The 23677-nt window shown below is 70.8% G+C and carries 32 protein-coding genes; 16 read left to right on the top strand and 16 right to left on the bottom strand.

The genetic code is table 11. The features are described 5' to 3' along the window. Nucleotides 1-29: 29 nt before the first annotated feature. Nucleotides 30-617 (top strand): TetR/AcrR family transcriptional regulator, encoded by a 588-nt coding sequence (locus ABFJ78_RS40400; RefSeq protein WP_436392765.1) that lies wholly within the window; start codon nucleotides 30-32, stop codon nucleotides 615-617. 3 nt (nucleotides 618-620) lie between these two features. Here the strand turns inward: ABFJ78_RS40400 and ABFJ78_RS40395 are convergent, their stop codons facing one another. Further along, nucleotides 621-1154, bottom strand: coding sequence for an RNA 2'-phosphotransferase (locus ABFJ78_RS40395; RefSeq protein ID WP_436392764.1), 534 nt, complete (start codon nucleotides 1152-1154; stop codon nucleotides 621-623). 33 nt (nucleotides 1155-1187) lie between these two features. Then, complete coding sequence (gene soxR / locus ABFJ78_RS40390; RefSeq protein WP_400881227.1) at nucleotides 1188-1649, bottom strand: redox-sensitive transcriptional activator SoxR; 462 nt, start codon at nucleotides 1647-1649, stop codon at nucleotides 1188-1190. Between the two features lie 53 nt (nucleotides 1650-1702). On the opposite strand from soxR, the gene ABFJ78_RS40385 reads away from it, so the two are divergent. Both ABFJ78_RS40385 and ABFJ78_RS40380 read left to right on the top strand, forming a co-directional pair. Further along, a complete protein-coding gene (locus ABFJ78_RS40385) occupies nucleotides 1703-2398 on the top strand; it encodes a thiamine pyrophosphate-dependent enzyme (protein WP_436392763.1) in 696 nt (231 codons plus the stop codon). Further along, the gene (locus tag ABFJ78_RS40380; RefSeq protein WP_436392761.1) at nucleotides 2395-3279 is read left to right on the top strand and encodes a transketolase family protein; all 885 of its coding nucleotides are present in this window, start codon (nucleotides 2395-2397) and stop codon (nucleotides 3277-3279) included. The genes ABFJ78_RS40385 and ABFJ78_RS40380 overlap by 4 nt, the downstream gene beginning before the upstream one ends. Here the strand turns inward: ABFJ78_RS40380 and ABFJ78_RS40375 are convergent. Beyond that, complete coding sequence (locus ABFJ78_RS40375) at nucleotides 3257-4348, bottom strand: hypothetical protein (protein WP_436392759.1); 1092 nt, start codon at nucleotides 4346-4348, stop codon at nucleotides 3257-3259. The two genes, ABFJ78_RS40380 and ABFJ78_RS40375, sit on opposite strands and share 23 nt — an antisense overlap. 327 nt (nucleotides 4349-4675) lie before the next feature. On the opposite strand from ABFJ78_RS40375, the gene ABFJ78_RS40370 reads away from it, so the two are divergent. Beyond that, on the top strand, nucleotides 4676-5224 hold the full coding sequence (locus tag ABFJ78_RS40370; RefSeq protein WP_436392757.1) for an NUDIX hydrolase: 549 nt from the start codon (nucleotides 4676-4678) through the stop codon (nucleotides 5222-5224). On the opposite strand, the gene ABFJ78_RS40365 is transcribed toward ABFJ78_RS40370, so the two are convergent. Genes ABFJ78_RS40365 through ABFJ78_RS40355 form a run of 3 tightly spaced genes read right to left on the bottom strand, consistent with a single transcriptional unit; the run spans nucleotide 5210 to nucleotide 7178 of the window. Continuing rightward, nucleotides 5210-5740: an NIPSNAP family protein gene (locus ABFJ78_RS40365; RefSeq protein WP_436392755.1), complete on the bottom strand. Its 531-nt coding sequence runs from the start codon at nucleotides 5738-5740 to the stop codon at nucleotides 5210-5212. The two genes, ABFJ78_RS40370 and ABFJ78_RS40365, sit on opposite strands and share 15 nt — an antisense overlap. 37 nt (nucleotides 5741-5777) lie before the next feature. Beyond that, nucleotides 5778-6953: an acyl-CoA dehydrogenase family protein gene (locus ABFJ78_RS40360; RefSeq protein WP_436392753.1), complete on the bottom strand. Its 1176-nt coding sequence runs from the start codon at nucleotides 6951-6953 to the stop codon at nucleotides 5778-5780. Between the two features lie 48 nt (nucleotides 6954-7001). Then, nucleotides 7002-7178 (bottom strand): hypothetical protein, encoded by a 177-nt coding sequence (locus ABFJ78_RS40355; protein WP_372668814.1) that lies wholly within the window; start codon nucleotides 7176-7178, stop codon nucleotides 7002-7004. Nucleotides 7179-7420: 242 nt separating this feature from the next. Here ABFJ78_RS40355 and hisH point away from each other — a divergent pair, with 242 nt between their 5' ends. From hisH to ABFJ78_RS40335, 4 genes are all read left to right on the top strand, one after another. Beyond that, nucleotides 7421-8038, top strand: coding sequence for an imidazole glycerol phosphate synthase subunit HisH (gene hisH / locus ABFJ78_RS40350; RefSeq protein ID WP_436392860.1), 618 nt, complete (start codon nucleotides 7421-7423; stop codon nucleotides 8036-8038). Between the two features lie 36 nt (nucleotides 8039-8074). Beyond that, a complete protein-coding gene (gene priA / locus ABFJ78_RS40345; protein ID WP_436392751.1) occupies nucleotides 8075-8812 on the top strand; it encodes a bifunctional 1-(5-phosphoribosyl)-5-((5-phosphoribosylamino)methylideneamino)imidazole-4-carboxamide isomerase/phosphoribosylanthranilate isomerase PriA in 738 nt (245 codons plus the stop codon). Between the two features lie 78 nt (nucleotides 8813-8890). Beyond that, nucleotides 8891-9232 carry a DUF1330 domain-containing protein gene (locus ABFJ78_RS40340; protein WP_436392750.1) on the top strand — a complete coding sequence of 114 codons (342 nt, stop codon included), beginning with the start codon at nucleotides 8891-8893 and terminating at the stop codon, nucleotides 9230-9232. Nucleotides 9233-9284: 52 nt separating this feature from the next. Beyond that, entirely contained in the window at nucleotides 9285-9761 is a 477-nt protein-coding gene (locus tag ABFJ78_RS40335; protein WP_436392748.1) for a GNAT family N-acetyltransferase, read from the top strand. On the opposite strand, the gene ABFJ78_RS40330 is transcribed toward ABFJ78_RS40335, so the two are convergent. Genes ABFJ78_RS40330 through ABFJ78_RS40320 form a run of 3 tightly spaced genes read right to left on the bottom strand, consistent with a single transcriptional unit; the run spans nucleotide 9745 to nucleotide 11589 of the window. Then, a complete protein-coding gene (locus ABFJ78_RS40330) occupies nucleotides 9745-10131 on the bottom strand; it encodes a PPOX class F420-dependent oxidoreductase (RefSeq protein ID WP_436392746.1) in 387 nt (128 codons plus the stop codon). The genes ABFJ78_RS40335 and ABFJ78_RS40330 overlap by 17 nt on opposite strands. A gap of 13 nt (nucleotides 10132-10144) precedes the next feature. Next, the gene (locus tag ABFJ78_RS40325; RefSeq protein ID WP_372668801.1) at nucleotides 10145-10879 is read right to left on the bottom strand and encodes an ABC transporter permease; all 735 of its coding nucleotides are present in this window, start codon (nucleotides 10877-10879) and stop codon (nucleotides 10145-10147) included. Further along, nucleotides 10876-11589, bottom strand: coding sequence for an ABC transporter ATP-binding protein (locus ABFJ78_RS40320; RefSeq protein ID WP_436392743.1), 714 nt, complete (start codon nucleotides 11587-11589; stop codon nucleotides 10876-10878). Before ABFJ78_RS40320 ends, ABFJ78_RS40325 begins: the two co-directional genes overlap by 4 nt. A 147-nt stretch (nucleotides 11590-11736) precedes the next feature. On the opposite strand from ABFJ78_RS40320, the gene ABFJ78_RS40315 reads away from it, so the two are divergent. Beyond that, nucleotides 11737-12675 carry a hypothetical protein gene (locus ABFJ78_RS40315; protein ID WP_436392741.1) on the top strand — a complete coding sequence of 313 codons (939 nt, stop codon included), beginning with the start codon at nucleotides 11737-11739 and terminating at the stop codon, nucleotides 12673-12675. Here the strand turns inward: ABFJ78_RS40315 and ABFJ78_RS40310 are convergent. From ABFJ78_RS40310 to ABFJ78_RS40295, 4 genes are all read right to left on the bottom strand, one after another. Next, nucleotides 12665-13627 (bottom strand): hypothetical protein, encoded by a 963-nt coding sequence (locus tag ABFJ78_RS40310; protein WP_436392739.1) that lies wholly within the window; start codon nucleotides 13625-13627, stop codon nucleotides 12665-12667. The genes ABFJ78_RS40315 and ABFJ78_RS40310 overlap by 11 nt on opposite strands. Then, complete coding sequence (locus ABFJ78_RS40305) at nucleotides 13624-14118, bottom strand: SigE family RNA polymerase sigma factor (RefSeq protein WP_436392738.1); 495 nt, start codon at nucleotides 14116-14118, stop codon at nucleotides 13624-13626. The genes ABFJ78_RS40310 and ABFJ78_RS40305 overlap by 4 nt, the downstream gene beginning before the upstream one ends. Nucleotides 14119-14185: 67 nt before the next feature. Further along, nucleotides 14186-15334 carry a phytase gene (locus tag ABFJ78_RS40300; RefSeq protein ID WP_436392859.1) on the bottom strand — a complete coding sequence of 383 codons (1149 nt, stop codon included), beginning with the start codon at nucleotides 15332-15334 and terminating at the stop codon, nucleotides 14186-14188. 334 nt (nucleotides 15335-15668) lie between these two features. Next, nucleotides 15669-16265, bottom strand: coding sequence for a TetR family transcriptional regulator (locus ABFJ78_RS40295; protein ID WP_436392736.1), 597 nt, complete (start codon nucleotides 16263-16265; stop codon nucleotides 15669-15671). A 132-nt stretch (nucleotides 16266-16397) separates the two neighbouring features. Between ABFJ78_RS40295 and hisF the strand changes: the two genes are divergently transcribed. The 5 genes from hisF to ABFJ78_RS40270 all read left to right on the top strand — a co-directional run bounded on the left by hisF (nucleotide 16398) and on the right by ABFJ78_RS40270 (nucleotide 19323). After that, nucleotides 16398-17171 (top strand): imidazole glycerol phosphate synthase subunit HisF, encoded by a 774-nt coding sequence (gene hisF / locus ABFJ78_RS40290; protein WP_436392734.1) that lies wholly within the window; start codon nucleotides 16398-16400, stop codon nucleotides 17169-17171. After that, nucleotides 17168-17545, top strand: coding sequence for a hypothetical protein (locus tag ABFJ78_RS40285; RefSeq protein WP_400881185.1), 378 nt, complete (start codon nucleotides 17168-17170; stop codon nucleotides 17543-17545). The genes hisF and ABFJ78_RS40285 overlap by 4 nt, the downstream gene beginning before the upstream one ends. After that, nucleotides 17542-17904 carry a phosphoribosyl-AMP cyclohydrolase gene (gene hisI, locus ABFJ78_RS40280; RefSeq protein WP_436392733.1) on the top strand — a complete coding sequence of 121 codons (363 nt, stop codon included), beginning with the start codon at nucleotides 17542-17544 and terminating at the stop codon, nucleotides 17902-17904. Before ABFJ78_RS40285 ends, hisI begins: the two co-directional genes overlap by 4 nt. Next, nucleotides 17901-18254, top strand: coding sequence for a DUF1304 domain-containing protein (locus tag ABFJ78_RS40275; protein WP_436392732.1), 354 nt, complete (start codon nucleotides 17901-17903; stop codon nucleotides 18252-18254). The genes hisI and ABFJ78_RS40275 overlap by 4 nt, the downstream gene beginning before the upstream one ends. A gap of 100 nt (nucleotides 18255-18354) precedes the next feature. Next, nucleotides 18355-19323, top strand: a complete 969-nt coding sequence (locus ABFJ78_RS40270; protein WP_436392730.1) for a DUF3592 domain-containing protein — start codon at nucleotides 18355-18357, stop codon at nucleotides 19321-19323. Here the strand turns inward: ABFJ78_RS40270 and ABFJ78_RS40265 are convergent. Further along, a complete protein-coding gene (locus tag ABFJ78_RS40265) occupies nucleotides 19278-19472 on the bottom strand; it encodes a DUF397 domain-containing protein (protein WP_436392729.1) in 195 nt (64 codons plus the stop codon). The two genes, ABFJ78_RS40270 and ABFJ78_RS40265, sit on opposite strands and share 46 nt — an antisense overlap. Nucleotides 19473-19485: 13 nt before the next feature. After that, entirely contained in the window at nucleotides 19486-20319 is an 834-nt protein-coding gene (locus ABFJ78_RS40260) for a helix-turn-helix domain-containing protein (protein WP_436392728.1), read from the bottom strand. Between the two features lie 163 nt (nucleotides 20320-20482). Here ABFJ78_RS40260 and ABFJ78_RS40255 point away from each other — a divergent pair, with 163 nt between their 5' ends. Further along, the gene (locus tag ABFJ78_RS40255; RefSeq protein WP_436392727.1) at nucleotides 20483-21436 is read left to right on the top strand and encodes a DUF3592 domain-containing protein; all 954 of its coding nucleotides are present in this window, start codon (nucleotides 20483-20485) and stop codon (nucleotides 21434-21436) included. On the opposite strand, the gene ABFJ78_RS40250 is transcribed toward ABFJ78_RS40255, so the two are convergent. Continuing rightward, the gene (locus ABFJ78_RS40250; protein ID WP_436392725.1) at nucleotides 21417-22064 is read right to left on the bottom strand and encodes a TetR/AcrR family transcriptional regulator; all 648 of its coding nucleotides are present in this window, start codon (nucleotides 22062-22064) and stop codon (nucleotides 21417-21419) included. The two genes, ABFJ78_RS40255 and ABFJ78_RS40250, sit on opposite strands and share 20 nt — an antisense overlap. A 52-nt stretch (nucleotides 22065-22116) precedes the next feature. Between ABFJ78_RS40250 and ABFJ78_RS40245 the strand changes: the two genes are divergently transcribed. Next, on the top strand, nucleotides 22117-23667 hold the full coding sequence (locus tag ABFJ78_RS40245; RefSeq protein ID WP_436392724.1) for an anthranilate synthase component I: 1551 nt from the start codon (nucleotides 22117-22119) through the stop codon (nucleotides 23665-23667). Nucleotides 23668-23677: the final 10 nt, after the last annotated feature.

Genomic DNA, 23677 nt, shown 5'->3' with positions numbered 1-23677 from the left:
ACGCTCCGACGGCTCGCTGAGGAGGAAGAATGACCGCCGGCCCGGACGGGGACACCCGGACCCGACTGCTGCAGACCGCGCTGCGGCTGTTCACCGAACACGGTGTCGAGGGCACGTCGCTGCAGATGATCGCCGACGCGCTGGGCGTCACCAAGGCCGCGGTCTACTACCACTTCAAGACGAAGGCGGAGATCACCGAGGCGGTGGCCGAGCCCGGCGTCCGCGACCTGGACGACCTGGTCCTGCGCGCGGCCGCGCAGAAGCGCCGCGGCGCGCAGGTGGACCTGCTGCTGGAGGGGTTCGTCGACCTGGTGATCCGGCACCGCGCGCTGGTGGCGCTGTTCTCGAGCGACCCGGGGATCGCCCGTGCGATCGAGAAGTCGGCGCACGGCGGCATGGAGGGCTTCGGCCAGGCGCTGCTGGGCATCCTGTCGGGCCCGGACCCGACCCCGTCGGCCCGGGTCAACGCGATGGTGACGTTGACGGGCATCGCGATGGCCGGCGGGTCCCCGGACCTGGCCCGGCTGGGCGACGAAGAGCTCCGCGCGGAGCTGCTGGACGTGGGGCGCCGCCTGCTGGGCCGCCCCCGTCGTCGCGGTCTCGCCCCGGTGACCTAGCCGTCAGCCGACGCGGTACAGGTACTCCGGCGGCACCGCGGCCGTCAGCCACACGCCGTTCGCGCTCACCTGGAACGCGTGTCCCGCGGCGGCCAGCCCCGCGGCGTCGACGCGCAGGATCACCGGCTTCCCGCGCCGGGCGCCGACGATGCGCGCCGTGTCGAGCGTCGCCGAGAGGTGGACGGCGTGGCGGTTCATCGGCCGCAGTCCCTCGCGCAGGATCGCGTCGAGGAACTTCGCGACCGTGCCGTGGTAGAGCACGTCCGGCGGGACGGCGTCCGCCAGCCCGAGGTCGACCTCGACGCTGTGGCCCTGGCTGGCGCGGATGCGGGTGCCGGTTTCGTCGAAGGCGAAGCGGCGCTTGTTGTTCGTCTCGACGACTTCGTCGAGCTGCTCGCGGGTGATCTTCAGCGCGTGCAGGAGCTGCTCGACCGGCGCCCAGCCGTCCGGGCTCAGCGTGAGGCCGATGGCGGCGGGATCGTGGCGCAGGTGCCGCGCCAGCCGCTTGGAGATGCGGATCGTTTCTTTCTCGTTCATTTCCTGCCCAGGATCCCGCGGCGGGCAAGCGATTTAGATGCCGCCTTCGACCGCGGGACGCAGTTTGCTCGCCCCCGGCCCGAAGCGGGCCAGCGCGTCGTCGTTGTTGTAGAGAGCGCAGCTGCGCAGGGACAGGCAGCCGCAGCCGACGCAGCCGGTGAGCCGGTCGCGAAGGCGTTGCAGGGCGTCGATGCGGGCGTCGAGCTCGTGCTGCCAGTCGCGGGACAGGCGCGCCCAGTCGGCCTTGGTCGGCGCGTGGTCGGCGGGCAGCGTCTTCAGCGCGGAACTGATGTCTTCCAGGGAGAGCCCGACGCGTTGCGCGGCGCGGATGAACGCGATCCGGCGCAGCACCGAGCGCGGGTAGCGGCGCTGGTTGCCCGCCGACCGCTCCGAGCTGATCAGCCCTTTTTCCTCGTAGAACCGCAGTGCCGTGTGCGGCACCCCGCTGCGGTCGGCCACCTGTCCGATGCTGAGATGTTCAGCGAGCCTCGTCACCTGCTCAGGCTATCCTTGACTTCGAGTTTAGTCGAGGTTGCATCGTCGAAGACATGACCACTGCGACCGAACTGGGCCACGCCGACCTGCCACGCCTGATTTCCCTGATGACCGGCGACGACAAGCACCACGCCGCCGCGGAGTCCACTGTGGACGTACTGTGGGTCCTGTACGACCGCGTGCTCGACATCACGCCGGCCAATTCCCGCGCGCCGGACCGCGACCGGTTCCTGCTGTCCAAGGGGCACGGTCCGATGGCGTACTACGCGGTGCTGACGGTGAAGGGTTTCCTGGCGGAGGCCGAGCTCCCGACGTGGTCGAACGCGTTGTCCCGCCTGGGCCACCACCCCGACCGCCGGCGCGTCCCCGGTGTCGAGATCTCGAGCGGTTCCTTGGGCCACGGCCTCCCGATCGCGTTGGGAACGGCGCTGGGCCTGCGTGCCCGAGGCTTGCCGTCAAAGGTGGTGACGTTGATCGGCGACGCGGAGCTGGACGAGGGTTCCAACCACGAGGCGATCGTGGTCGCGGCGCGTTCGGGCTTGGAGAACCTGACAACGGTGGTGATCGACAACCAGTCGTCCAGCCGGGGCTGGCCGGGCGGAATAGCGCGCCGTTTCGAGGTGGAGGGCTGGGAGACGCGCACGGTGTCCGGCCGCGACCATTCGGCGTTGTACTCGGCGTTTGTGGGTGCGCACCCGGGCAGGCCGTTGGCCGTGGTCGCCGTCGTCGAGCCGAAGGGGATTTCATGAGGGAGACGTTTCTCCGCGTCACGGAGGAGATCTTGGACGCGGACCCGGACGTGGCGGTGGTACTGGCGGACATATCGGCGGCCCAGCTGGCCGGCGCGGCCCGCCGGCACCCGGATCGGGTGATCAACGTGGGGATCCGCGAGCAGTTGCTGGTCAGCGCGGGGGCGGGGCTGGCGCTGGCGGGGTTGCGGCCGATCGTGCACACGTTCCCGTCGTTTTTGGTGGAGCGGGCGTTCGAGCAGATCAAGCTGGATTTTTCGCACCAGGAGGTGGGCGGGGTCCTGGTGTCGTACGGGGCTTCGTACGACATGTCGACCGAGGGGCGGACGCATCAGTCGCCGGGGGACGTTGCGTTGATCGATTCGTTGCCGGGGTGGACGGTCCATGTGCCCGGCCACGCTGACGAAGCCCGCCGGTTGCTGCTGGAGTCGATTCCGGGGGACGGGCGGGTTTACTTGCGGCTCTCTGCGCAGGCCAATGCTGCGCCGCATCTCGGGGTGGGGTTCACTCGGTTGCGGTTCGGGTCTTCCGGGGTCGTTGTGGCTGTGGGGCCGGTGTTGGATCGGGTGTTGCGGGCCTGTGCCGGTTTGGATGTGACGGTGTTGTACGCGTCGACGATCCGGCCTTTCGATGCCGCCGGTCTTCGGTCGGCGGTGCTTTCTTCATCGCCGTCTGTGGTTCTGGTTGAGCCTTACTTGGCGGGGACTTCGGCTCATTGGGCTTCGGATGCCTTGTCGGACTTGCCGCATCGGTTGAAGTCGTTGGGCGTGCGGCGGGATGTGGAGGTGCGGACTTATGGTGGGATCGCGGACCACGACTTGGCTCATGGGCTGGATGCCGGGTCGTTGAGGTTGTCGATCAGGGATTTCCTGGGGGAGTAGCGGCTGGTGGAGGATTGGCCGCAGTCGGGGGTTGGTAGCTCAAGTCTTCGCGTTTCCCGCGGAGCAGATCCATCAGCCTCGTGTTGGTGGAGCGTTCCTCGGCAGAGCTCCTCGGATGTCGGATCCGAAGGCTCTCGTAAAATTTGAACCTGTTGAGGTCGATCAGCGTTCTGAGGGCCGTCGTGTATTCGTCGGCCGCGGAGACCGAGGCGCGGTACGCGAGATAAGTCAAACCGTAAGTGGCCAAGCCGATGAACAGCCACCAGCCATCCGTCACCAAGCAGGCGACGGTCTCCAAGGTAGCGAGCGCGGACACGACGCAGAGGCGAACCGAGGTGTCCAGTTGCTGGCGGGCGTCACGGAGATACTGCACATGTCGCTCGTCCGCGATGAGCGCGAAGTGGGGAGCAGTGACGACCGCGTCGAGGCCGTATTGTCGTCCGGCGCGGTCTTCTTCGCGGCGAAGTGCGTTGCCCAACCGAGTGGGCATGAGCCGCGCTGGATCGGGGAACCTTTCCGTCGCGTAGCCGAGTGCGTCCAGCGCGAGAACCCAGGCGGTCAAGTCGTTGGCTCGCCGAGAATTCAGCAAGCTCCGCCGCTTCTTCTCGTATGTCACCGGGTCCCACGAATTCGGTGATCCTTCCCCCATTGATTCGAGTCGTGCGTCGACGATCTCCCGCAGCTGACTGCTGACGTTCTCCCTGCGGTTTTCGAGTTCGCGTTGCTTCTTCCGATACCGGTCGATCTTCACGAGGGCGAGCGTCCGAGCGACCTTGGAGTGCCCCCAATAGCCTTCGAGCACCTGGGTCATGGCGAACTGGAGCGGGTGGAGGAAGAGACCGGTCACCAGGCTCAAGAGCAGGATCCAGGCGACTTTGGCCAAGGTGAGCTGGCCGAAGTCCGAGCCGAGCTGCTTCAACTGTGGCCCGCCGGTCCAGGCGCCGGCAGCGATCAACGCGGCCGACCACAGAACCAGGAAGAGTGCTGGCAGCATGCTGACGATGCCGAAGTATCGGCCGATGCGGCTCCCCATCGCGAAGGCGCTTTCGGCCAACGAAGGGGCAGTCACCTGACTCGACCTGGTCCCTCGTCGGAAGTCCTGCCGCAGTCGAGGCATTCGAGATCGTCGTCCGCGTTGCGGCGAAGCACGCCACCGCAGTAACGACAGCGACCGCCTCTACGCCCGGGCGACCTGGCCGGTGTGCGTGGGGAAGGATCGTGGTGACCGAACAGTGCGAAGCCGAGCGTCAGCCGAAGTCTTCGCATCCGCCTCACCCCGCCCTCCAGGATTCGACCATGTTAGGTCAGCATTCAGGCCTAGTCGACAAGTCGGGACGAGGTGGTGATGGGCTTCTCGCCCTGGGCGGTGCCCGCTGTGGGGATCGCCGTAGTCGCCGTGGCCGGGGTGTTCGGGGCCGGCTGGGCCTGGTTCGCCGTCGGGGCCCTTCTCGCCGCTGGGATCGGCTGGCTCGGCTGGGTGGTGCTTCGCGAGCCGCGGGCCGATAGCGTGGCCGGTATGGGGTCCAGCATTCGGCCGATCGCGCTCGGCCTGATCCGGCGGCGTGCGCAAATCCTCGTCTTCGAAGGGCGCGATGACGTCAAAGGCGAGACCTACTACCGGCCTCTCGGCGGGGGCATCGAGTTCGGTGAGCACAGCAAAGCCGCTCTCGAACGTGAGTTCCGCGAGGAACTCGACGCCGAGATCAAGGTCGGCGAACTTCGAGGCGTCCTCGAGAACGTCTTCGCCTGGCGGGGCGACCCCGGGCACGAGATCGCCTTCGTCTACGACGCCGAGTTCGTCGACCCCGCCCTCTACGCCAACGACGAGATGAAGATCCTCGACGATCCCGCCACCGCGATCTGGGTGCCGCTGGCCGACTTCCGAGACGGCCGCAAGATCCTCTACCCCAACGGGCTCACCGCACTGCTCTCATCGGAGCAGTGAACGCGAAGTCGGCTCCAAGGACTCGGCGCCGGGAGAAGGCGAACGGCTGAAGGACACCGTGAACGGACCGTCCGTCCGCACCGGCAACTGCGGGAAGTTGTTCGGCCCAGGCTCGGTCTCGAACACCGCGAAGGCCGACGGCGCCACCCCGAAGGACACGTACACCCCCGACCCCGGCGGCGGCGAAGCCAACCCGCGCACGACCGGACGCAGCAGCAGCACGTTGTCCGAGTCCACCATCGTCGCGTTGGCCTCGTCCCGAAACCGCCGCCACACCGGCCCGGAGTAGAACGCGGAAAGAGCGTCGAAACGAGCCGCAAGGGATGGGAACCCGCGCAGCCACACGAAAGAGTCCGGGGACGATGGCACGCGGAACAGCCCGAACAGATGCGCCCCCACCGCCTCCTGCGGCGAAACGAACTCGCGCTCGAACAACGAGATCAGCTCGTCCCGGCGCCCCGGGTGCAGGGTGTAGCGGCGCAGCTCCAGCACCGTCTCGAACGAAGAAGAGTCCACGACCCGGACACTAGAGACCACCACCGACAAAAACCGCTCAGCGGAACGCCGCCAGCCCCGTCACCGCCTGGCCGAGCGACAGCGCGTGCATCTCCTCCGTGCCCTCGTACGTCAGAACCGTCTCCAGGTTCGCCATGTGGCGCATCACCGGGTACTCGAGCGAAATCCCGTTCGCGCCGAGCATCGAGCGCGCCGAGCGGGCCGCGTCGAGCGCCGAGCGTACGTTCGCCATCTTGCCGAAGCTCACGTGGTTGTGGTGCAGCGTCCCCGCGTCCTTCAGCCGCCCGATCTGGAGCGCCACCAGGCCGGCTCGGTTGACCTCCACCAGCAGGTCCGCCAGCTTGCGCTGCGTCAGCTGGAACCCCGCCAGCGGCTTGCCGAACTGCGACCGCGACAGCGTGTACTCCAACGCCGCCTCGTAACACGCGCGAGCCGCGCCGACCACGCCGAACAAGATTCCGTAGCGCGCCTCGTTCAAGCACGACAACGGTCCCCGCAAGCCCCGGACCTCGGGGAACGCCGCCGAGTCAGGCAACCGGACGCCGTCCAGGACCAGTTCCGCCGTCAGGGATGCCCGCAGCGACAGCTTGTGCTTGACCTCGTTGGCCGTGAACCCCGGCGTCGACGTCGGGACGACGAAGCCGCGGATCCCGTCGTCGGTCTGGGCCCAGACCACCGCCACGTCCGCGACCGTTCCGTTGGTGATCCACATCTTCGTGCCCGACAGCACCCAGTCCGACCCGTCGCGCACCGCCCGCGTGCGCATCGAGCCCGGGTCGCTGCCCGCGTCCGGCTCGGTCAGGCCGAAGCAGCCCAGCGCGTCGCCCGTGGCCATCCGCGGCAGCCACTCCTGGCGCTGCTCCTCGCTGCCCCACTTGTGGATCGCGTACATCGCCAGCGACCCCTGCACCGACACGAAGCTCCGCAACCCCGAGTCGACGGCTTCGAGCTCCCGGCACGCGATGCCGTACGCGACCGCGCTGGTGCCGGCGCAGCCGTAGCCCTCCAGGTGCATGCCCAGCAGTCCCAGCGAGCCGAAGCCCTTGGCGAGCTCGGCGGCCGGCAACGAGCCCGATTCGTACCAGTCGGCGACCTGGTCCAGCAGATTGTCCTTCGCGTACGCGCGGACGGCGTCGCGGATGCCGCGCTCCTCCTCGGCGAGCCCGGCGTCGAGGTCGAGGAAATCGTGCGGGTCAGGGGTGCGGCTGCTCATGAGGGCTCCCGGGGGACGCGTCGATGCGGCCCCCGCAGGAAACCACAGTCAGGCGTCTGTCCTCCGCGTGGCGTTCGTCACGCGGACAGCAGACGCGGACGGCGTGCACCGCGGCCGGACCTGCTGGCGGGGGATCAGCAGCTCGCTGAACTGCGGAAACGGCACGCTCTCGATGTCGTCACGCCAGGCGTGCAGCATCTGGGACAGCAGATCGTCCTCGGCCATCTTCGCCTCCCTGGCGTCCGGTCGCGCGGAGCTCAGCCCACACGATCGGGTGACTTGATACCCAGCGGGCGGGACGCCGAAACGTCCTTCTTCAAGATTCTTCCGGCGCGTGACCCACTCGTGGCAGGATCCCGCCGCCGCTCCGGAGACTTCAACTCCCGAGGAGCGCACCTCGCGGTGACGGACGTCTATTCGGTCGAGCGCCGCTGAGCCCTGCGGCTACGCTGGGTGGCGTGTCTCGTGTGGTGATCCTCGACTACGGTTCCGGCAACCTCCGCTCCGCCGAACGCGCTGTGGCGCGCGCCGGGGCCGACGTCGAGGTCACCGCCGACCCGCATGCCGCCGTCGAGGCCGATGGCCTGGTCGTGCCCGGCGTCGGCGCCTACTCGGCGTGCATGGCCGGGCTGCTCGACGTCAAGGGCCACCGGATCATCGGCAAGCGCCTCGCCGGCGGCCGGCCCGTGCTCGGCATCTGCGTCGGCATGCAGATCCTTTTCTCCCGCGGCGTCGAGCACGGCGAGGAAACCGAAGGCACGGGGGAGTGGCCGGGGGTCGTCGACCGGCTGCACGCCGACGTCCTGCCGCACATGGGCTGGAACACCGTGCGCGCGCCCGCTGGCTCGCAGCTGTTCGCCGGGCTCGACCCGGACGAGCGGTTCTACTTCGTGCACTCCTACGCCGCGCGCAAGTGGGAGCTGGAATCGGGCATCGGCCAGGAGCCGAAGGTCACCTGGGCCAACCACGGCGAGGACTTCGTCGCGGCGGTCGAGAACGGGCCGCTGTGGGCCACCCAGTTCCACCCCGAGAAGTCCGGCGACGCGGGCGCGCGGCTGCTGAAGAACTGGCTCGCGACCCTCTGACCGGGTGACGCACGTCTCCGCCCTAGAGTTACCGGCGTGACTTTCACGCTGCTTCCCGCCGTTGATGTGGCCGATGGCCAGGCCGTGCGACTCGTCCAGGGCGAGGCCGGCACCGAGACCTCCTATGGCAGCCCGCTCGAAGCGGCGCTGGCCTGGCAGCGCGACGGCGCCGAGTGGATCCACCTGGTCGACCTCGACGCCGCCTTCGGCAAGGGCAGCAACCGCGAGCTGCTCGCCGACGTCGTCGGCCGGCTCGACGTGCAGGTGGAGCTCTCGGGCGGCATCCGCGACGACGCGTCGCTGAAGGCCGCGCTGGCCACCGGCGCCCGCCGCGTCAACCTCGGCACGGCCGCGCTCGAGGACCCGGAGTGGACGGCGCGCGTGATCGGCGAGTACGGCGACCGCGTGGCGATCGGCCTGGACGTGCGGATCACCGAGGCCGGCCACCGGCTGTCGGCCCGCGGCTGGACCTCCGACGGCGGCGACCTGTGGGAGGTCCTGGAGCGCCTGGACCGCGACGGCGCGTCCCGCTACGTGGTGACGGACGTGAGCAAGGACGGCACGCTGCGGGGCCCGAACCTCGAGCTGCTGCGCGACGTCGTCGCGCGGACGGACGCGCCGGTGATCGCTTCGGGCGGGGTGTCCAGTGTGGACGATCTCGTGGCGCTGGCCGGGTTGGCCGCCGACGGGGTCGAGGGGTCGATCGTGGGCAAGGCGCTTTACGCGGGGGCGTTCACGCTGCCGGAGGCGCTTGCGGCGGTCGCGAAGGTCTGAGCCGGCATTACCTCCGGCGTAATCGACGCCGTACCGAAAGCGCGTCAGGATTCCTTTCACGACAACGAAAGGACCGCCGTGACCGCTTACGGACTAGCCGACCTGCGCCCGCCCGCCGTGCTGCACGAGGACGTCTTCCGGTACCTGGAACGCATCCAAGCGACGCTCGACCCCTACGGCGGCAAGTTCGTCGTGCACGGCTCGCCCGTCGAGGTCGTGGAAGGGGAGTGGCCCGGCTCGCTCGTCGTCATCGAGTTCCCGGACCTCGACGCCGCCCGCGAGTGGTACGGCTCGGCCGCCTACCAGGAGATCCTCCCCCTGCGGGCCGACCACATCCCCGGTGACCTGGTGCTCGTCGACGGCTGCGGGCCGGACCACGACTCGGCCGCACTCGGTGCCGCCTTGCGCGCGATGGCGTAACCGGCGCAAAAGGGGCTGACAGTGCGCCCCGGGAAGCCGTAGGTTGCCGCGGGTGGAAGAGATCGTCACCGAGCTCGAAATGACCGCCGTCGACCAGCTCAACCCCGCGCCGGTCGTCGACGGCGTCACCTTGAAAGCCACCGAGCCCGGCCCGCTCATCCGGGATCTGCACGTCCGGATCGGGACGCCCTACCGGTGGCCGAGCGCGACCCGGAGCGACGACGACTGGGCACGCTGGCTCGCCGAACCGGGCCGCCGGTACCGGCTCGTCGACTACCGCGGCGAAATCGCGGGCGCCGCCGACTTCGAGCCGCAGAACGAAACCGACGTCGAGATCACCACCTTCGGCCTGCTGCCCGAATTCGTCGGCAAGGGCCTCGGCGGCTACGCCCTCACCCTCGTCGTCGCCGACGCGTGGGCGCTCCCCGGCACGAAAAGAGTCTGGCTGCACACCTCGACGCTCGATCACCCCAACGCGCTGCCGAACTACCTGCGGCGCGGGTTCCGCAGTTTCAGCCGTCCAGCTTGACCGCGATCCCGACCGTCCGGTCGGCCGGGCCGCGCAGCTTCGAGAAGAACATCGTGACGCGCCCGATGATGCCGTACTTGCGGCCGATCACCCGGCGAACCCGCTCGGTCTCCGCGAGGTCCAGCAGCCGTGCCTGGCCGCTGACGACCGCGCCGTGCGTCTTCTGCCCGCGCAGGTCGCACGCCTGGACCTCGACGCGCCCGCTGTTGCGGATGCGCTTGACCTTCCCCGCCTTGCGCTCGGACCAAAACACGAGCTCGCCCGCGTCGCCCGCCAGCCAGATCGGGGTCGGCACCGCGCGCCCGTCACGGCGGAACGTGGTCAGCAGGACGTAGCGCTCGGCGGCGAGCCGGTCCGTTTCGGAGGCCATGGCCCCACGGTAGTCACGGCGTCCGGCGCCGCAGCGTCGCCGCGCCGAGCACCAGCGCCAGCAGCGCGCAGCACGCCACGACCACGAGGTTGCGCAGGATCACCGCGTCCACCGTCGACGACGCCGTGACGCGCGTCAGCGCCTCGACCGCGTACGACAGCGGCATGACGTCCGAAAGCCACCGCAGCAGCCACCCCATGTCGCCGCGCGGCACGAACAGGCCGCACAGCAGGATCTGCGGCAGCACGAACACCGGCATGAACTGGATGGCCTGGAACTCGGTGCGCGCGAACGCGCTGACGAACAGCCCGAGCGCCATGCCCAGCAGCGCGTCCAGGACGGCGATCACCAGCAGCATCCCGACCGAGCCCGCGAGGTCGAGCCCGAGCCACCACAGCGAGACGCCGGCCGCCAGCGAAACCTGGACGACGGCGATCGCGCCGAACGCCAGCGCGTAGCCGAAGAGCAGGTCCAGCCGGCCGATCGGCAGCGTCATCAGGCGTTCGAGGGTGGCCGTCGTGCGCTCCCGCAACGTCGTGATCGACGCGATGAGGAACATGATCAGGAACGGGAACACGCCGAGCAGCGCGGGCGCGACGTGGCTGAACACCAGCGTCGAGTTGAAGACGTACCGCAGCAGGATCATCAGCAGCGTCGGCACCAGGACCAGCATCACGACGGTGCGCGGGTCGTGCCGCAGCTGGGTGAGGATGCGCCGGGTCGTGGCGAGCGTGAGCGCGGGGTTCACGACGCGGCCCGCACCAGGTGCAGGAAGGCGCCTTCGAGGTCGGCGGCGCCGGTGCGCTCGCGCAACACCGCGGGCGCGTCGTCGGCCAAGAGCGTGCCTTCGCGCATGAGCAGGAGGCGGTCGCAGCGCGCGGCTTCGTCCATGACGTGGCTGGACACCAGCAGCGTGGCACCGCCGTCGGCGAGCCGGCGGAAGAGCGCCCAGAGCTCGTCGCGCAGCAGCGGGTCGAGCCCGACGGTCGGCTCGTCGAGCACCAGCAGTTCCGGCGTGCCGAGCAGCGCGACGGCGAGGTTCGCCCGGTTGTGCTGCCCGCCGGACAGCGAGCCGACGAGCTTCCCGGCGTGGTCGGCCAGCCCGACCTCGGCGATCACTCTGTCCACGTCGGACGCCGGCGCGCGCAGCACCGCGGCGAAGTAGCGCAGGGCTTCCCGCACGGTCAGGTCGGCGTAGATCGCCGGGTTCTGCGTCGCGTAGCCGATCCGCCGCCGCAGCGGCGGGCTGCCGGCGGGCAGGCCGAGCACGGTGACCGTGCCGCCCTCGACGATCTGGACGCCGACGATCGCCCGCATCAGCGTCGTCTTGCCGCAGCCGCTCGGGCCGAGCAGCCCGGTGACGGCCCCGCGCGGGACTTCGAAGCCCACGTCCCGCACGACGAGCCGGCCACCCCGCCGGACCCGCAGGCCGGTGACCTCGAGCGCAGAATTAGTCATGTGTTTAATTCTGCGCGCGATGAGTTTCCGGAGTCAAGGGGCGAAGCGGCGCAACGCGATGGGGCATGACGGCAGAAGCGCGCCAAGCCCCCGTCTTGCGACGATTCATCGGTCGGGCTGTGCACCCGCGTACCGGAGGGAACGTCGATGGCTCTCAAGCAGGAAGTCCCCGTTCATCCCCAAGCAGGTTTCTTCGGCGAAGGGCCGTACCCCGCCCGGCGCGCCGCGATCGCCGTCGTCGCGATCCTGGCCGGGTTCGGCCTCACCGCGATCTGGTCGGCGCCGTTCGTGGACTCCGTGATCGGCGACAGCGTCGCCAACGGGCTCCTCGGCTACGACGCCAAGGCGACGCCGATCAGCGGCGCCCTCGCCGGGACGCTGTTCGCGTTCGTCTCCGGGCTCGCCGGCTCGTTCACCGCCTGCAACATCGCCGCGTTCGGGGCGGTCGCGCCGCTGGTCGGCGGGCAGGCGGGCGAGAAGCGCAGCCCGTTCAAGCCGCTCGGCTGGATCGCCGCGGGCATGCTCACGGTCTCCGTCGCCTACGGCGTGATCGTCGCGCTCGTCGGCACGAGCATGCCGCAGTTCTCCACCGCGACGGCCAACGGCCTGTCCCCGCGCAGCATCCAGTCCATGGTCGCCTTCGGCGTCGTCGGCCTCGTCTTCCTGCTGATGGGCCTGGTCGCGCTCGGCATCGTCCGCAACCCCTTCGCCGCGTTCACCCGGCGGCACCCGGCGGCGCCGCACGTCCTGATGGGCGCGCTGATCGGCGGCTTCCTCATCGGGCGGCCGTACCCGCTGTTCCGGATCATGTTCCGGAGCGCCGCCGAGCAGCACAACGTCTTCTACGGCGCCGCCGCGTTCGCCCTGCAGTCGATCGGCAACATCGTCGTCATGGCGGTGCTGTTCCTGATCCTCACCTACGCCACGCGCGGGCGCCTGCAGCGGTGGTTCGCCGCGAAACCGTCCCGGATCGCCGCCGTCACCGGTGCCGCGCTGCTCGTCGGCGGCACGTTCACGCTGCTCTACTGGGACGTCCGCGTGCTCGGCAGGCTCGGGATCATCTGGTTCCCGATGGTCAGCTGGTAGCCCGGCCGAGCCACCGGTAGTCGGGCGCCGGGTCGAGCTGGACGCCGTTCGCGACGGCGATCAGCTCGGCCTCCGGCCGCGCGCCCGACACCGTCAGCCAGCGCCCGGACGGCAGCCGGACGGCGACCATGCCCTCCCTGAAGAACCCCTGGCCGCCGCGGACGGTGACGGGTGTGGCGCCGTTGACGCCGGGCGAGCCCGCGCTCGCCGTGACCCGGACCGCGGGCACCGACGGCCGCGCCGGGTCGGCCGCGGTCAGCTCGGTGCTCGCGTCGGCCGGGCCGGTGCCCTTGACCGCGGCCGAGCGCTCGGTCAGCCCCGCCGGGAGCGGGCCGAAGCGCAGCTCGCCGCGAACGCCGACCGGCGTCGCGGTGACCCCCTGAGCGATCCCCAGGGCCACCACCCGGGCGTCGGGGACCCCGGCGACCCGCGCCGTCAGGACGTGGTCTTCGTCGGCGAGCCAGGTGATCAGCGCGGCCGTCCCGGTGTCGCCGGTGACCATCGCGACGCGGCCGCCCACCAGGACCTGGTCGCGGATCGACGCGATCCGCAGCTCGGTCTGCGACCACTCGGGGTCGGCGGTCGAGTAGACCGACAGCGTGATCTCCGCGGGGCCGGCGAACCATCGCCGGACCTGCGGCGTGGTGCCGGGGCCGCCTTCGCGGAACTGCTCGGTGAAGCCGTCCGGCAGCCGGCCGGGGCTGTAGCCGAGCACCGGGCGGCTCGCGGCCGGGTCGAGGTCCGGGGTGGTGAGCGCCCGCGCGCCCACGAAGACCCCGGCGACCAGCACGACCACCGCCGCCGCGACCAGGGCCAGCTTCGTCGCCGGACGCCGCTGCCGCTCGGCGCGGGCCAGCGCGTCCCGCACCGCCCGGCCGTCCGGGGCGCGGGTGGCGAGGCGGTCGAGGCTGTCCCGGATGAGCGTCTCGGTCTCCTGCTCGCTGTGGGTCATCCGTGGTCTCCGGTGAGGACGTCGGTACGCGGGGCGGCCCGCAGGGTGGTGAGGGCGCGCGAGATCTGGCTGCGCACGGTGGAGGTCCCGCAGCGCAGGACGGCGGCGATCTCGGCGTCGGAGTAGTTCTCGTAGTAGCGCAGGACGATCGCCGCGCGCTGCTTGCGGGGCAGCGTGGCGAGCAGGCCGAGCATCGCGTCCCGCTCGTCGTAGGCCGCCGACGGGTCGGCGGCAGGCGGGCCGAGCGCGTCGAGGACGTCGTGGCTGCTCGGCACCATCCGCCGCACGGCCCGCCGGCGCCACGAGAGGTACTCGTTGGTGACCATCCGGCGCACGTAGGTCGGCGGGGCGGCGATGCCGTCCCACCGCTGCTGGGCGCGCAGGAGCACGTCCTGGACGATGTCCTGCGCGAGGTGCGGGTCGTTCGTCAGGACGGTGGCGTAGCGCAGCAGCCCGTCCAGCCGCTCCGCCACGAACTCTTCGAAACCCACCCCCTATGGACGCACGAGGGCACCTGGGTGCTGCACGCGGGCGGAGTTTTTTTTCAGCGGTCGGGCGTCACCGGTGGGGGAGGACGTCGTCGAGCCGGACGAACGCGAATCCCGTGGTCGCGAGGTCACCGACGGCCGGGCGGCGCTCGCCGTCGTGGACCACCAGCAGGCCGTGCGGGAACCGGCGCCCGAGGGAGGCGGTGCTGATCGCCGAGCCGTCGGAGTGCTCCACCGAGTCGGTGCCGCGGCCCGCGACGATCCGCAGGTCACGCGTGCGCGGGCCGTAGACCACGAACCGCGAGTCACCCTGGCTGGAGGCGAACAGCGTCCCGTCCGCGACGGCCAGGCCCTCGGCGTCGGCCGTCAGCCACTTCCCGCCGAAACCGGGGTCGGCGCCGTCGGGCACGCACTCTTCGGCTTCCGCGTCCCACCGCTGCGGGACGCCGTACGAGCGCACGCGGTCGACCAGCTCGGGCCGCCCGAAGCCGCGGGACGTGAGCGGGATCCGCCAGATCCCGACGTCCTCCTGCGCGGTGTAGAGCACCCGGCCGTCGAGGACGGACCCCTCCAGCTGCGGCCCCTCGCCCGGTTCCTCGCAGGGCGACCAGATCGTGCCGTCCGGCAGCCGGAACGAGGACGGCAGGTCGACGGTGGCCAGCTTCTCCGTGCCGACGGTGCCACCGGGCCGGTCGGCGAGCTTCAGCAGCGCCACCCGCGTCTCGTGCCGCCGGGTCACCGCCGCCCAGCGGATCCCGGTGACCGGGTCGCGGCCCGCGGCCAGGCCGTAGGCGGTGCGCTGTTCGTCCACATCGGACTCCGGGAACACCCGCGCGGCGGCGGGGTCGGTGACGTCCCGCAGGACGGCCGCGCCGGCGGCGGCGCCGCGCGGGTCGATCCGGTAGGACCGGACCTGGTCCCGGCCCCGGTCGCTGACGACGGCGAGGTCGCCGACGACGTCGACGTTGTTGAACCGCCCGCCGTCCCCGGCCGGGACGAGCTGCAGGGTCCGCGCGTCCAGGTCGAACGCCGCGAGGCCGCCCTCCTTGAGCGTCCCGAGCACGACGCTGCGGGCGGGGTCGTGGGGGTGGACCCAGATGGCGGGGTCGTCGGCGTCGGCGGGCTCGGCGAAGGCCTGGGTCTGGAGCACCGGCGCGGGATCGCGGGGCGCGGCGGAGGCGGGGACGGCGGTCAGCAGGGAGACGGCGGCGACGGCCACCGGAAGGAGTCTGCGCACCGGCGCAAAGTAGACGAATCGGGTGGCCGGAACGTGAACGCGCGGTGTGGCGCAGCCCCCGGTCTCCAGTCTACGGCGGGGGACCGACAGTTTTCCGGCTCGGCCCAAGCGGCCCAATGTGGCCTTGGTTGCGTCTGACGCACCGAAGGCCGCCTTGGGTGCGTCTGACGCACCGAAGGCCACATTGGGGCGCTTACGGCGGGGGACCGACAGTTTTCCGGCTCGGCCCAAGCGGCCCAATGTGGCCTTGGTTGCGTCTGACGCACCGAAGGCCGCCTTGGGTGCGTCTGACGCACCGAAGGCCACATTGGGGCGCTTACGGCGGGGGACCGACAGTTTCGCGGCCGTCGAGGTAGTACTGCGCCACCGGGGCCAGCAGCGCCACGATCTCCTCGTCGTCCGCGTCGGCCAGCGGGGGGAGCTTGATCACGTACCGCAGCAGCGCCACGCCCATCATCTGCGCCGCGATCCCCGTCACGCGGATCTTCGGCACGTCCAGCGCGCGCGCCACCTCGGCCAGGACCGTGCGCTCGATGAACTGGCGCATCATCAGCGCCACCTGCTCGTTCGTCGCCGCCGCGCGCAGCATCGCGATGAACGGCGTCCTCCCCTCGGGCGCCGCCCAGACCGTCAGGAACGCCCGCACCAGGCGTTCCCCGACGCCCGGGCGGGGGCCGCTCAGGATCGCCGGGACCAGCGTGGCCGGGTTCACCGGGAGGTTCATCGCCGCCGCGAACAGCGCCTGCTTGCTGCCGAAGAAGTGGTGCAGCAGCGCCGCGTTCACGCCCGCGTCGGCGGCGATCCCGCGGACCGTCGCGCCGTCGTACCCCAGCTCGGCGAACCGGTGCCGGGCCGCGTCGAGGATCTTCTCGCGCGTCTCCGTCTGCCCCGGCCGCCGTCCCGCCCGTGCCATTGCCCGAGCTTAGAGCCTTATTCTGGTTAGCCCGCCGCACCCCGAGCGCCGACCGCCGGGTCCGCGCGGAAGTCATGCGGCGGGCGACGGCTGAATAAGGCTCTCTGAACGCTCTTGACTACGCTGGTGGGCATGTCTGTCGCGGTGCGGGTGATCCCCTGTCTCGACGTCGACGCGGGCCGGGTCGTGAAGGGCGTCAACTTCGCCGGCCTCCGCGACGCCGGCGACCCCGTCGAGCTGGCCCGGCGCTACGACGCCGAGGGAGCCGACGAGCTGACGTTCCTCGACGTCACGGCCTCCTCCGGCGACCGCGAGACCACCTACGACGTCGTCCGCCGCACCGCCGAGCAGGTCTTCATCCCGCTCACCGTCGGGGGCGGCGTCCGCAGCAACGACGACGTCAACCGGCTCCTGCGCACCGGCGCCGACAAGGTGAGCATCAACACCGCCGCCATCGCCCGGCCAGAGTTCCTCAGCGAGGCGTCGAGAAGGTTCGGCGCGCAGTGCATCGTCCTGTCGGTCGACGCGCGCCGCGTCCCCGAAGGCAGCGAGCCGACCGCGTCCGGCTTCGAGGTCACCACCCACGGCGGCCGCCGCGGCACCGGCATCGACGCCGTCGAGTGGGCCGCCCGCGGCGAGGAGCTCGGCGTCGGCGAGATCCTGCTCAACTCCATGGACGCCGACGGCACCAAGAACGGCTTCGACCTCGAGCTCATCGAGCTCGTCCGCAAGGCCGTGCGGGTCCCGGTGATCGCCAGCGGCGGAGCGGGCGCGGTCGAGCACTTCCTGCCCGCCGTGAGAACGGGCGCGGACGCCGTGCTCGCGGCCAGCGTGTTCCACTTCGGACAGTTGAAGATCGGCGACGTCAAGGACGCGCTGCGCGAAGGCGGGGTCGAGGTCCGGTGAAGTCCTGGCAGGCACCCGCCGAGGTGAAGGTCACCGCCGCGCTGCTGGTCGGGCTGCCGGTCGCGTGGGCGCTGCTCGACCTGATCCCGGTGCTGAGCGCCGGGTCGGGCCTCGAGATCTACCGGATGCCCGCGCTCGCGCTCATCCTCGGCGGCGTCGTGACGACCGGGCTCGTGCTCAAGATGGGCAGCGCCCGCATCGGCGGCCTGGTCGTCAGCGTCGTCTTCGCGCTGCTGCACGCGTTCCTCCTGCTCGGCGCCGCGCTGTGGTGGAACAAGCTGTTCTCCGGACTGTCCTTCGCCGGGTACGGCTACGCCTTCGTCCTGTTGAACTCGATGCCGCTCAAGCGGCACATCCTGGGAGTACGGGCATGACCCTGGACGCGGCCGTCTCGGCGCGCCTCAAGCGCAACGCCGACGGCCTGATCGCCGCGGTCGTCGTCGAGCACGCCACTTCGGACGTGCTGATGATGGCCTGGATGAACGACGACGCCCTCGCCGCCACCCTGTCCACCCGCCGCGGCACGTACTGGTCGCGCAGCCGGGGGAAGCTGTGGGTGAAGGGCGAGACGTCCGGCCACTACCAGCACGTCCGCGAGGTGCGGATCGACTGCGACGGCGATACGGTCCTGCTGCGCGTCGACCAGACCGGCCCGGCCTGTCACACCGGCACGCACACCTGTTTCGACACCGAGGAGCGCCTGCTCCTGGCCGACGAGAAAGAGCCCGCGTGACCATCGTCGCCGACGTCCTGATCGGGCTCGTCGCCCTGATCCACTTCTACATCGTCGTCCTCGAGATGTTCCTCTGGACGACCCCGCGCGCCCGCGCGGCCTTCGGCACGACGCCGGAGTTCGCCGAGGAGTCCAAGACGCTGGCCGCGAACCAGGGGCTGTACAACGGCTTCCTCGCGCTGGCCCTCGTCTGGGGCCTGGTCGCGGACCAGTACCAGCTCCAGCTCTACGGTCTCGTCTGCGTGATCATCGCGGGCCTCTACGGCGCGGCGACGGCCAGCAAGCGGATCCTGTTCGTGCAGGTGCTGCCGGGCGCGCTGGCCCTGATCGCGTTGCTGATCGCCCGCTGACCCTGCCCCCTTGCACGCCCGGCGGGGCCGCCGGGTTGCCCCGGTGTGCGGTATCGCCGGAGCCCCGCTGACCTGCGGTTCAGCGCCCTAGGCTGCGCGCATGGACCTGGACGGCGAAGCTGTCGCTCACCCCACGCCGGCGTCGCGCACGGCGTGGGACTTGGACGCGCTCCCGGCCTGGTGCGCGGCGGTGATCGGGTCGGTGATGCCGGGCGTCTTGGTCGCGGCCCGCATCGTGGACGGCGACCGCCGGGCCGCGGCGCTGCCGGACTTCGGGCCCTGGTCGGCGCCGGAGGAGCCGCTCGACGGCGGGAGCGTCGTCGACTTCGCGGAGGAGACGGGAAGGCTGCGCCGCTCGGCCCGGCGGGCGGCGGTGTTCGCGGCGGTCTGGTGCGCGGTGGTGGCCGGCTTCGTGGTGCTCGCCGCGGCCGCCCCGAACCAGGACGCCGGCGGCGCCGGCGCGGTCGGTGAAGTCGTCGGCGTCGTGCAGCCGACCGGCGGCCCCGGCCCGCGGCTGGTCCGCGTGGAACTCCGGGTCGACGGCACGACCCGCACCGTGGCCATCACCCGGGACGACGTCGGCGGCTACTCGACCGGACAGGTCGTGACGGTGGTCTACGACCCGCCCGGCCTGCGGAACCCCCGCCTCGCCGACGAGCGCGCCGGCGGCTCGTCCCCGACCGCGCGCGGCGTCGTGGCGCTCGTGCCGCTCGTGCCGTTCGCCTACGTGGGCTCGGCCGCGATGTTCGAGGCGCTGAGCCGGCGACGGCGGTACCTCGCGGTCCGGCGGACCGGCTGGCGCCGCGCCGCGGTGACGGTGGTTCCCGACCGTTCGATGGTGGACCGGCGTCAGCCGGTGATCGACGTCCGCTACCGCGACGGCTCGACGATCGTGCTGCGCGCGGCCGTGTCCACCCACGGCGCCAGGAAGATGAAGGACCCGCCGGACCGCATCGCCTGGGTCGGCGGCTGGGGACGCGACATGGTGGTGCTGTTCCCGTACCGGCCGAAGGAGGAAAGGCCTTACGCGGTACCGGCGTTCGCGCTGTCCGTGCGCGAGAACGCGTGATCGACCGCGGACCGCCACGCCTGCGCGGAGACGGTGAGCTGACCGGCACCACGGGCCTTGGTGTCCCGCACGCCCACGACCGGCCCCAGCGCCACCTCGACACAGCTGTAGTTTTCGTTGCTGTGAGATGACTTTTGCCATTCGGCCATGTGGTCGCCTCCGCTAGTGCGCAGCCTCCTCGAGCAGCTCCCGGGAGGCGGCTTCGCTCAGTGCCCGCTCACCGAGCATCTTAGCAACCTGCCGGTAGGCAAGGGTTTGCTCGCTCTCGTGGAGGAACGCACTCGACTTGATGTGCTCCACAAAAGTGATCGGGGGCGTATCGGGAAACTCGTAGATCTCGAACGGGCCGGTCAGGCCCACGTGATAGCCGATTCCGGCCGGCACGATTCGCACGGAAATGTTCTTCCGCTGTCCCATCGCGAGCAGATGATCCACCTGGTCGGACATGATGTCCGGTCCGCCGATGGTTTCCTGGAGCGCTCGTTCGCCGATCAAAGCGCTCAACCGGACCGGTTCTGGGCACGCGAGCACCTCCTGCCGCTTGAGCCGGATGCGCAGGCGCTTGTCCGCCTCCTCGACCGGGACCGCGGAGGCTTCCATGATCGCCCGGATGTAGTCGGGCGTCTGCAGCAGCCCGGGGATGAGCAGCGGCGACCAGGTCGTGATCGCGGTTGCCGTGCCCTCGAAGGTCAGCAATGCCGTGAGCGCGTGCGAAATGTCGGCATTGCTCGACGCGAGCCAATTGGGCTCCCGCGCGTGCCTTGCCAGGGTCCGGATGCGGTCCCGTTTCTCCCCGGTCACCCCGAGCAGCGCGAGGATCGCCGACACATCCTCGACGCTCGGCAACCGCTGCCCCTTCTCCCACAACGACAGCACTTGCGGCAGGACTCCCAATTGCTCCGCGAGCCGGCGAAGGCCGACTTTGCGCGCTTCGCGTTCTTCGCGCAGAGAAGCGGCGAGCGTTCTCGCGGCCGGGCTTGAAGACGTTGGCTTCACGGACGAAGCATACGAATCCCGTCGATTCCCCGAATGCGCGAACGGTGTCAGCGAATGGTGACGCCTGGTCCCTTACACGCCTGGGACTGCCGCCCGGTTGTCTCGTCGTCGTATGTTCTTTCTCGCAGCGTCCACGCGGGCCGCTGCGCCCTAGCATCACTCCATGCGGGCACTCTGGGTGGGCATCATCGTCGTCTTCTCGGTCCTCGCCGGGCTCGGCGCCGCCGGCACGGTGTACTCGCTCATCACCCGCGACGACGATCTGCCGGGCAACGCGATCCTCCTGATCGGTGCCGCCGCGTTCGCCGTCTTCGGCCGGCACGGGCTGCGGGTCTTCGACCGCGGCGCGCTCATTGCCGCCCGGGACTTCGGGCGGTGGCTGCCCGCGGCGGATCCCGCCGACGGTGCCCACCCGGAACTGAATGCCCGCATGCGCCGGTCCGCCCGTCGCGCGACGGGCTTCGCCGTGGGCTGGGCGGTGGTGTTCATGGCCGGGTTCACCCAGCTCTCCCTGGTCACCGCGGCCGCCGAGGATCTGCTCCACACCGGCTTCCACGAGATCGGCGAGGTGGTCAGCGTGCGCCACAGCAGAGGCACGACGTACATCCGGGTGAGCCACGGCAACCGGACCGACGTCCTCGTCCGGGATTCGGACCGCGACTACCGGGTCGGCGAGGAGGTGATCGTCATCTACGACCCGGCCGACCCGTCGCGCGTGCGCACCGCGGACGAATCGAACCCAAGCGATTCTCAGCTCGCCTTCGGCATAGTCCCGATGCTGGTCGCCCTGTTCGGCCTGCCGTTCTGGATCGGGCGGGCGGCGGGCTGGCGGCGCCGGATCCGGACCGTCGAGCGCACCGGGTGGCGGCGGGCCGGCGTGAGCGACGGGCCGATAGCGCACGACGGGCGGCACCTGCACGCGGAGTTCCGCGATGGTACTGCGATCACGCTCCGCCGCTCGTGGGCGTTCCTCCGCCTGTCGCCGTCGGCGGGCTGGAAGAACAAGCAGGCCTGGGTCGGCGGCTGGGGCAAGTCGATGGTCGTGGGGACCGAGGACCGCCCCTACGTCCTGGCCGTCCACGCGATCCGGGAGCGGGTCAGCCGATCTCCCCGGTGAGGTAGCGCTGCAGGTTCGGCGCCACCGCGCGCACCAGCACCTCGACCTCCTCGGTGGCGAACGGCTCGAACTTCGCCACGTACCGGATCATGCCCATGCCCACCATCTGGGACGCGCAGAGCGTCATGCGCAGCGGGACGTCGTCCGAGCCGATCGACGAGATCAGCGCGGTGAAGAACTTCTGGAAGAAGTCGCGCAGCACGTGCCCGGCCTGCTCGTGGCCGGTGATGCTGCGGATGAGCGCCACGAACACGCCGCCGCCCGCGCTGTCCCAGCGGGTGATGAAGGTGCGGACGATGCGTTCGCCGAGCTCGTCGTCGGGGCCGTCGCGCAGAACCCCCAGCAGCTCGAGGGGGTCGAACGGCAGCTTCAGCACCGCCTGGGCGAACAGGCCCTCCTTGCCGCCGAACCAGTGGTTGACCATCGCCGCGTCGACGCCCGCGCGGGTGGCGATCGCGCGCACGGTCGCGCCGTCGTAGCCGTTCTCGGCGAACACGGCCCGGGCTGCCTCGATCAGCGCCGTGCGGGTGTCCTGGCCGGCGGGCCGCCGCCCGCGGCGGCGCGAAGTAGGCTCGGTGGTGCTCACGCCGTCATCATGACGCACGGACTCCCTGAATTCAACACTCATTGAATTCAGGGTCCAGGAGAACCCCCATCCGGGGTGCAGCACAATGAGGCCCATGGTCAGCGCAACCACCGGCCCCGGCTCGGTCAGCCCCTCCCGCGAAGACTTCCGCGCCCTCGCCGAAAGCCGCCGCGTGATCCCGGTCGTGCGCCGGGTCCTCGCCGACGGCGAGACGCCGATCGGGGTCTACCGCAAGCTCGCCGCCGACCGGCCGGGCACGTTCCTGTTCGAGTCCGCGGAGAACGGCGCCTCCTGGACGCGCTGGTCGTTCATCGGCGTCCGCAGCCCGGCCGCGCTCACCGTCCGCGCCGGCGAAGCGGTCTGGACCGGCACCCCGCCGGTCGGCCTGCCCAGCGAGGGCAACCCGCTCACCGTGCTGCGCGAAACGATCGAAGCGTTGCACACCGAGCCGCTGCCCGGATTGCCGCCGCTGACCGGCGGCATGGTCGGCTACATCGGCTACGACTCGGTGCGCTGGCTGGAAAAGCTGCCCGAGCTGGCCGAGCGCGACCTCGACATCCCCGAGCTGACCATGCTGCTGGCCACCGACCTCGCGGCGTTCGACCACCACGAGGGCACGGTCACGCTCATCGCGAACGCCGTCAACTGGGACGACTCGCCCGAGCGCGTGGACGCGGCCTACGACGACGCCGTCGCCCGGCTGAGCGCGATGACCGAGCAGCTGCAGGTGGCCGCGCCGGCCACCGTCGCCGCGTTCGACCGCCCCGCGCCCGAGTTCGTCCGCAAGCGCTCCAAGGAAGACTTCCACGCGGCCGTCGAGAAGGCCGTCGAGGCGATCAAGGCCGGCGAAGCGTTCCAGATCGTGCCGTCGCAACGGTTCGAGATCCCGACCGCGGCCGACGCGCTCGACATCTACCGCGTGCTGCGGACGTCCAACCCGAGCCCGTACATGTACCTGCTGCGGCTCGAAGGCTTCGACATCGTCGGCTCCAGCCCGGAATCCCTCGTCACGGTGCGGGACGGCCGCGCGACCACGCACCCGATCGCGGGCACGCGCTGGCGCGGCGCCGACCCCGAAGAAGACGCCCAGCTGGCCAAGGACCTGCTGGCCGACGAGAAGGAGCGCGCCGAGCACCTGATGCTCGTCGACCTCGGGCGCAACGACCTGGGCAAGGTCTGCAAGCCGGGCACGGTGCGCGTCGTCGACTTCTTCCAGATCGAGCGCTACAGCCACGTCATGCACATCGTGTCGACCGTCACCGGCGAGCTGGCCGAGGGCAAGACGGCGTTCGACGCGGTCACGGCGTGCTTCCCGGCCGGAACGCTCTCGGGCGCGCCGAAGGTCCGCGCGATGCAGCTGATCGAGGAGCTGGAGCCGGTCCGCCGGGCGCTGTACGGCGGGGTCGTCGGCTACCTCGACTTCGCCGGCGACGCCGACACGGCGATCGCGATCCGCACCGCGCTGGTGAAGGACGGCATCGCGCACGTCCAGGCCGGCGGCGGGGTGGTCGCCGACTCGGTGCCGGACTACGAAGACACCGAGTCGTTGAACAAGGCCCGGACCGTGCTTTCTGCCGTGGCCGCCGCGCAGACGATGGTCGCGGCGGGCTCCCTCGACCCGGCCGCGGACTCCGCGCATGTCTGAGGAAGCCAAG

The organism is Amycolatopsis sp. MEPSY49, from assembly GCF_051337345.1.
GTDB lineage: Bacteria > Actinomycetota > Actinomycetes > Mycobacteriales > Pseudonocardiaceae > Amycolatopsis.
This window is presented reverse-complemented; position numbering and strand designations above follow the sequence as displayed.

Excerpts from the sequence above, each read along its gene's own strand:
- ABFJ78_RS40250 (WP_436392725.1), bottom strand. The coding sequence starts at position 22,064 with ATGAGTGTTGAATTCAGGGAGTCCGTGCGTCATGATGACGGCGTGAGC.
- ABFJ78_RS40265 (WP_436392729.1), bottom strand. The coding sequence starts at position 19,472 with ATGGCCGAATGGCAAAAGTCATCTCACAGCAACGAAAACTACAGCTGT.
- ABFJ78_RS40310 (WP_436392739.1), bottom strand. The coding sequence starts at position 13,627 with ATGACCCACAGCGAGCAGGAGACCGAGACGCTCATCCGGGACAGCCTC.
- ABFJ78_RS40360 (WP_436392753.1), bottom strand. The coding sequence starts at position 6,953 with ATGAGCAGCCGCACCCCTGACCCGCACGATTTCCTCGACCTCGACGCC.
- ABFJ78_RS40380 (WP_436392761.1), top strand. The coding sequence starts at position 2,395 with ATGAGGGAGACGTTTCTCCGCGTCACGGAGGAGATCTTGGACGCGGAC.
- ABFJ78_RS40400 (WP_436392765.1), top strand. The coding sequence starts at position 30 with ATGACCGCCGGCCCGGACGGGGACACCCGGACCCGACTGCTGCAGACC.
- ABFJ78_RS40245 (WP_436392724.1), top strand. The coding sequence starts at position 22,117 with ATGGTCAGCGCAACCACCGGCCCCGGCTCGGTCAGCCCCTCCCGCGAA.
- ABFJ78_RS40330 (WP_436392746.1), bottom strand. The coding sequence starts at position 10,131 with ATGGCCTCCGAAACGGACCGGCTCGCCGCCGAGCGCTACGTCCTGCTG.
- ABFJ78_RS40385 (WP_436392763.1), top strand. The coding sequence starts at position 1,703 with ATGACCACTGCGACCGAACTGGGCCACGCCGACCTGCCACGCCTGATT.
- ABFJ78_RS40295 (WP_436392736.1), bottom strand. The coding sequence starts at position 16,265 with ATGGCACGGGCGGGACGGCGGCCGGGGCAGACGGAGACGCGCGAGAAG.
- ABFJ78_RS40270 (WP_436392730.1), top strand. The coding sequence starts at position 18,355 with ATGGACCTGGACGGCGAAGCTGTCGCTCACCCCACGCCGGCGTCGCGC.
- ABFJ78_RS40255 (WP_436392727.1), top strand. The coding sequence starts at position 20,483 with ATGCGGGCACTCTGGGTGGGCATCATCGTCGTCTTCTCGGTCCTCGCC.
- ABFJ78_RS40355 (WP_372668814.1), bottom strand. The coding sequence starts at position 7,178 with ATGGCCGAGGACGATCTGCTGTCCCAGATGCTGCACGCCTGGCGTGAC.
- ABFJ78_RS40395 (WP_436392764.1), bottom strand. The coding sequence starts at position 1,154 with ATGAACGAGAAAGAAACGATCCGCATCTCCAAGCGGCTGGCGCGGCAC.
- ABFJ78_RS40320 (WP_436392743.1), bottom strand. The coding sequence starts at position 11,589 with ATGACTAATTCTGCGCTCGAGGTCACCGGCCTGCGGGTCCGGCGGGGT.
- hisI (WP_436392733.1), top strand. The coding sequence starts at position 17,542 with ATGACCCTGGACGCGGCCGTCTCGGCGCGCCTCAAGCGCAACGCCGAC.
- hisF (WP_436392734.1), top strand. The coding sequence starts at position 16,398 with ATGTCTGTCGCGGTGCGGGTGATCCCCTGTCTCGACGTCGACGCGGGC.
- ABFJ78_RS40315 (WP_436392741.1), top strand. The coding sequence starts at position 11,737 with ATGGCTCTCAAGCAGGAAGTCCCCGTTCATCCCCAAGCAGGTTTCTTC.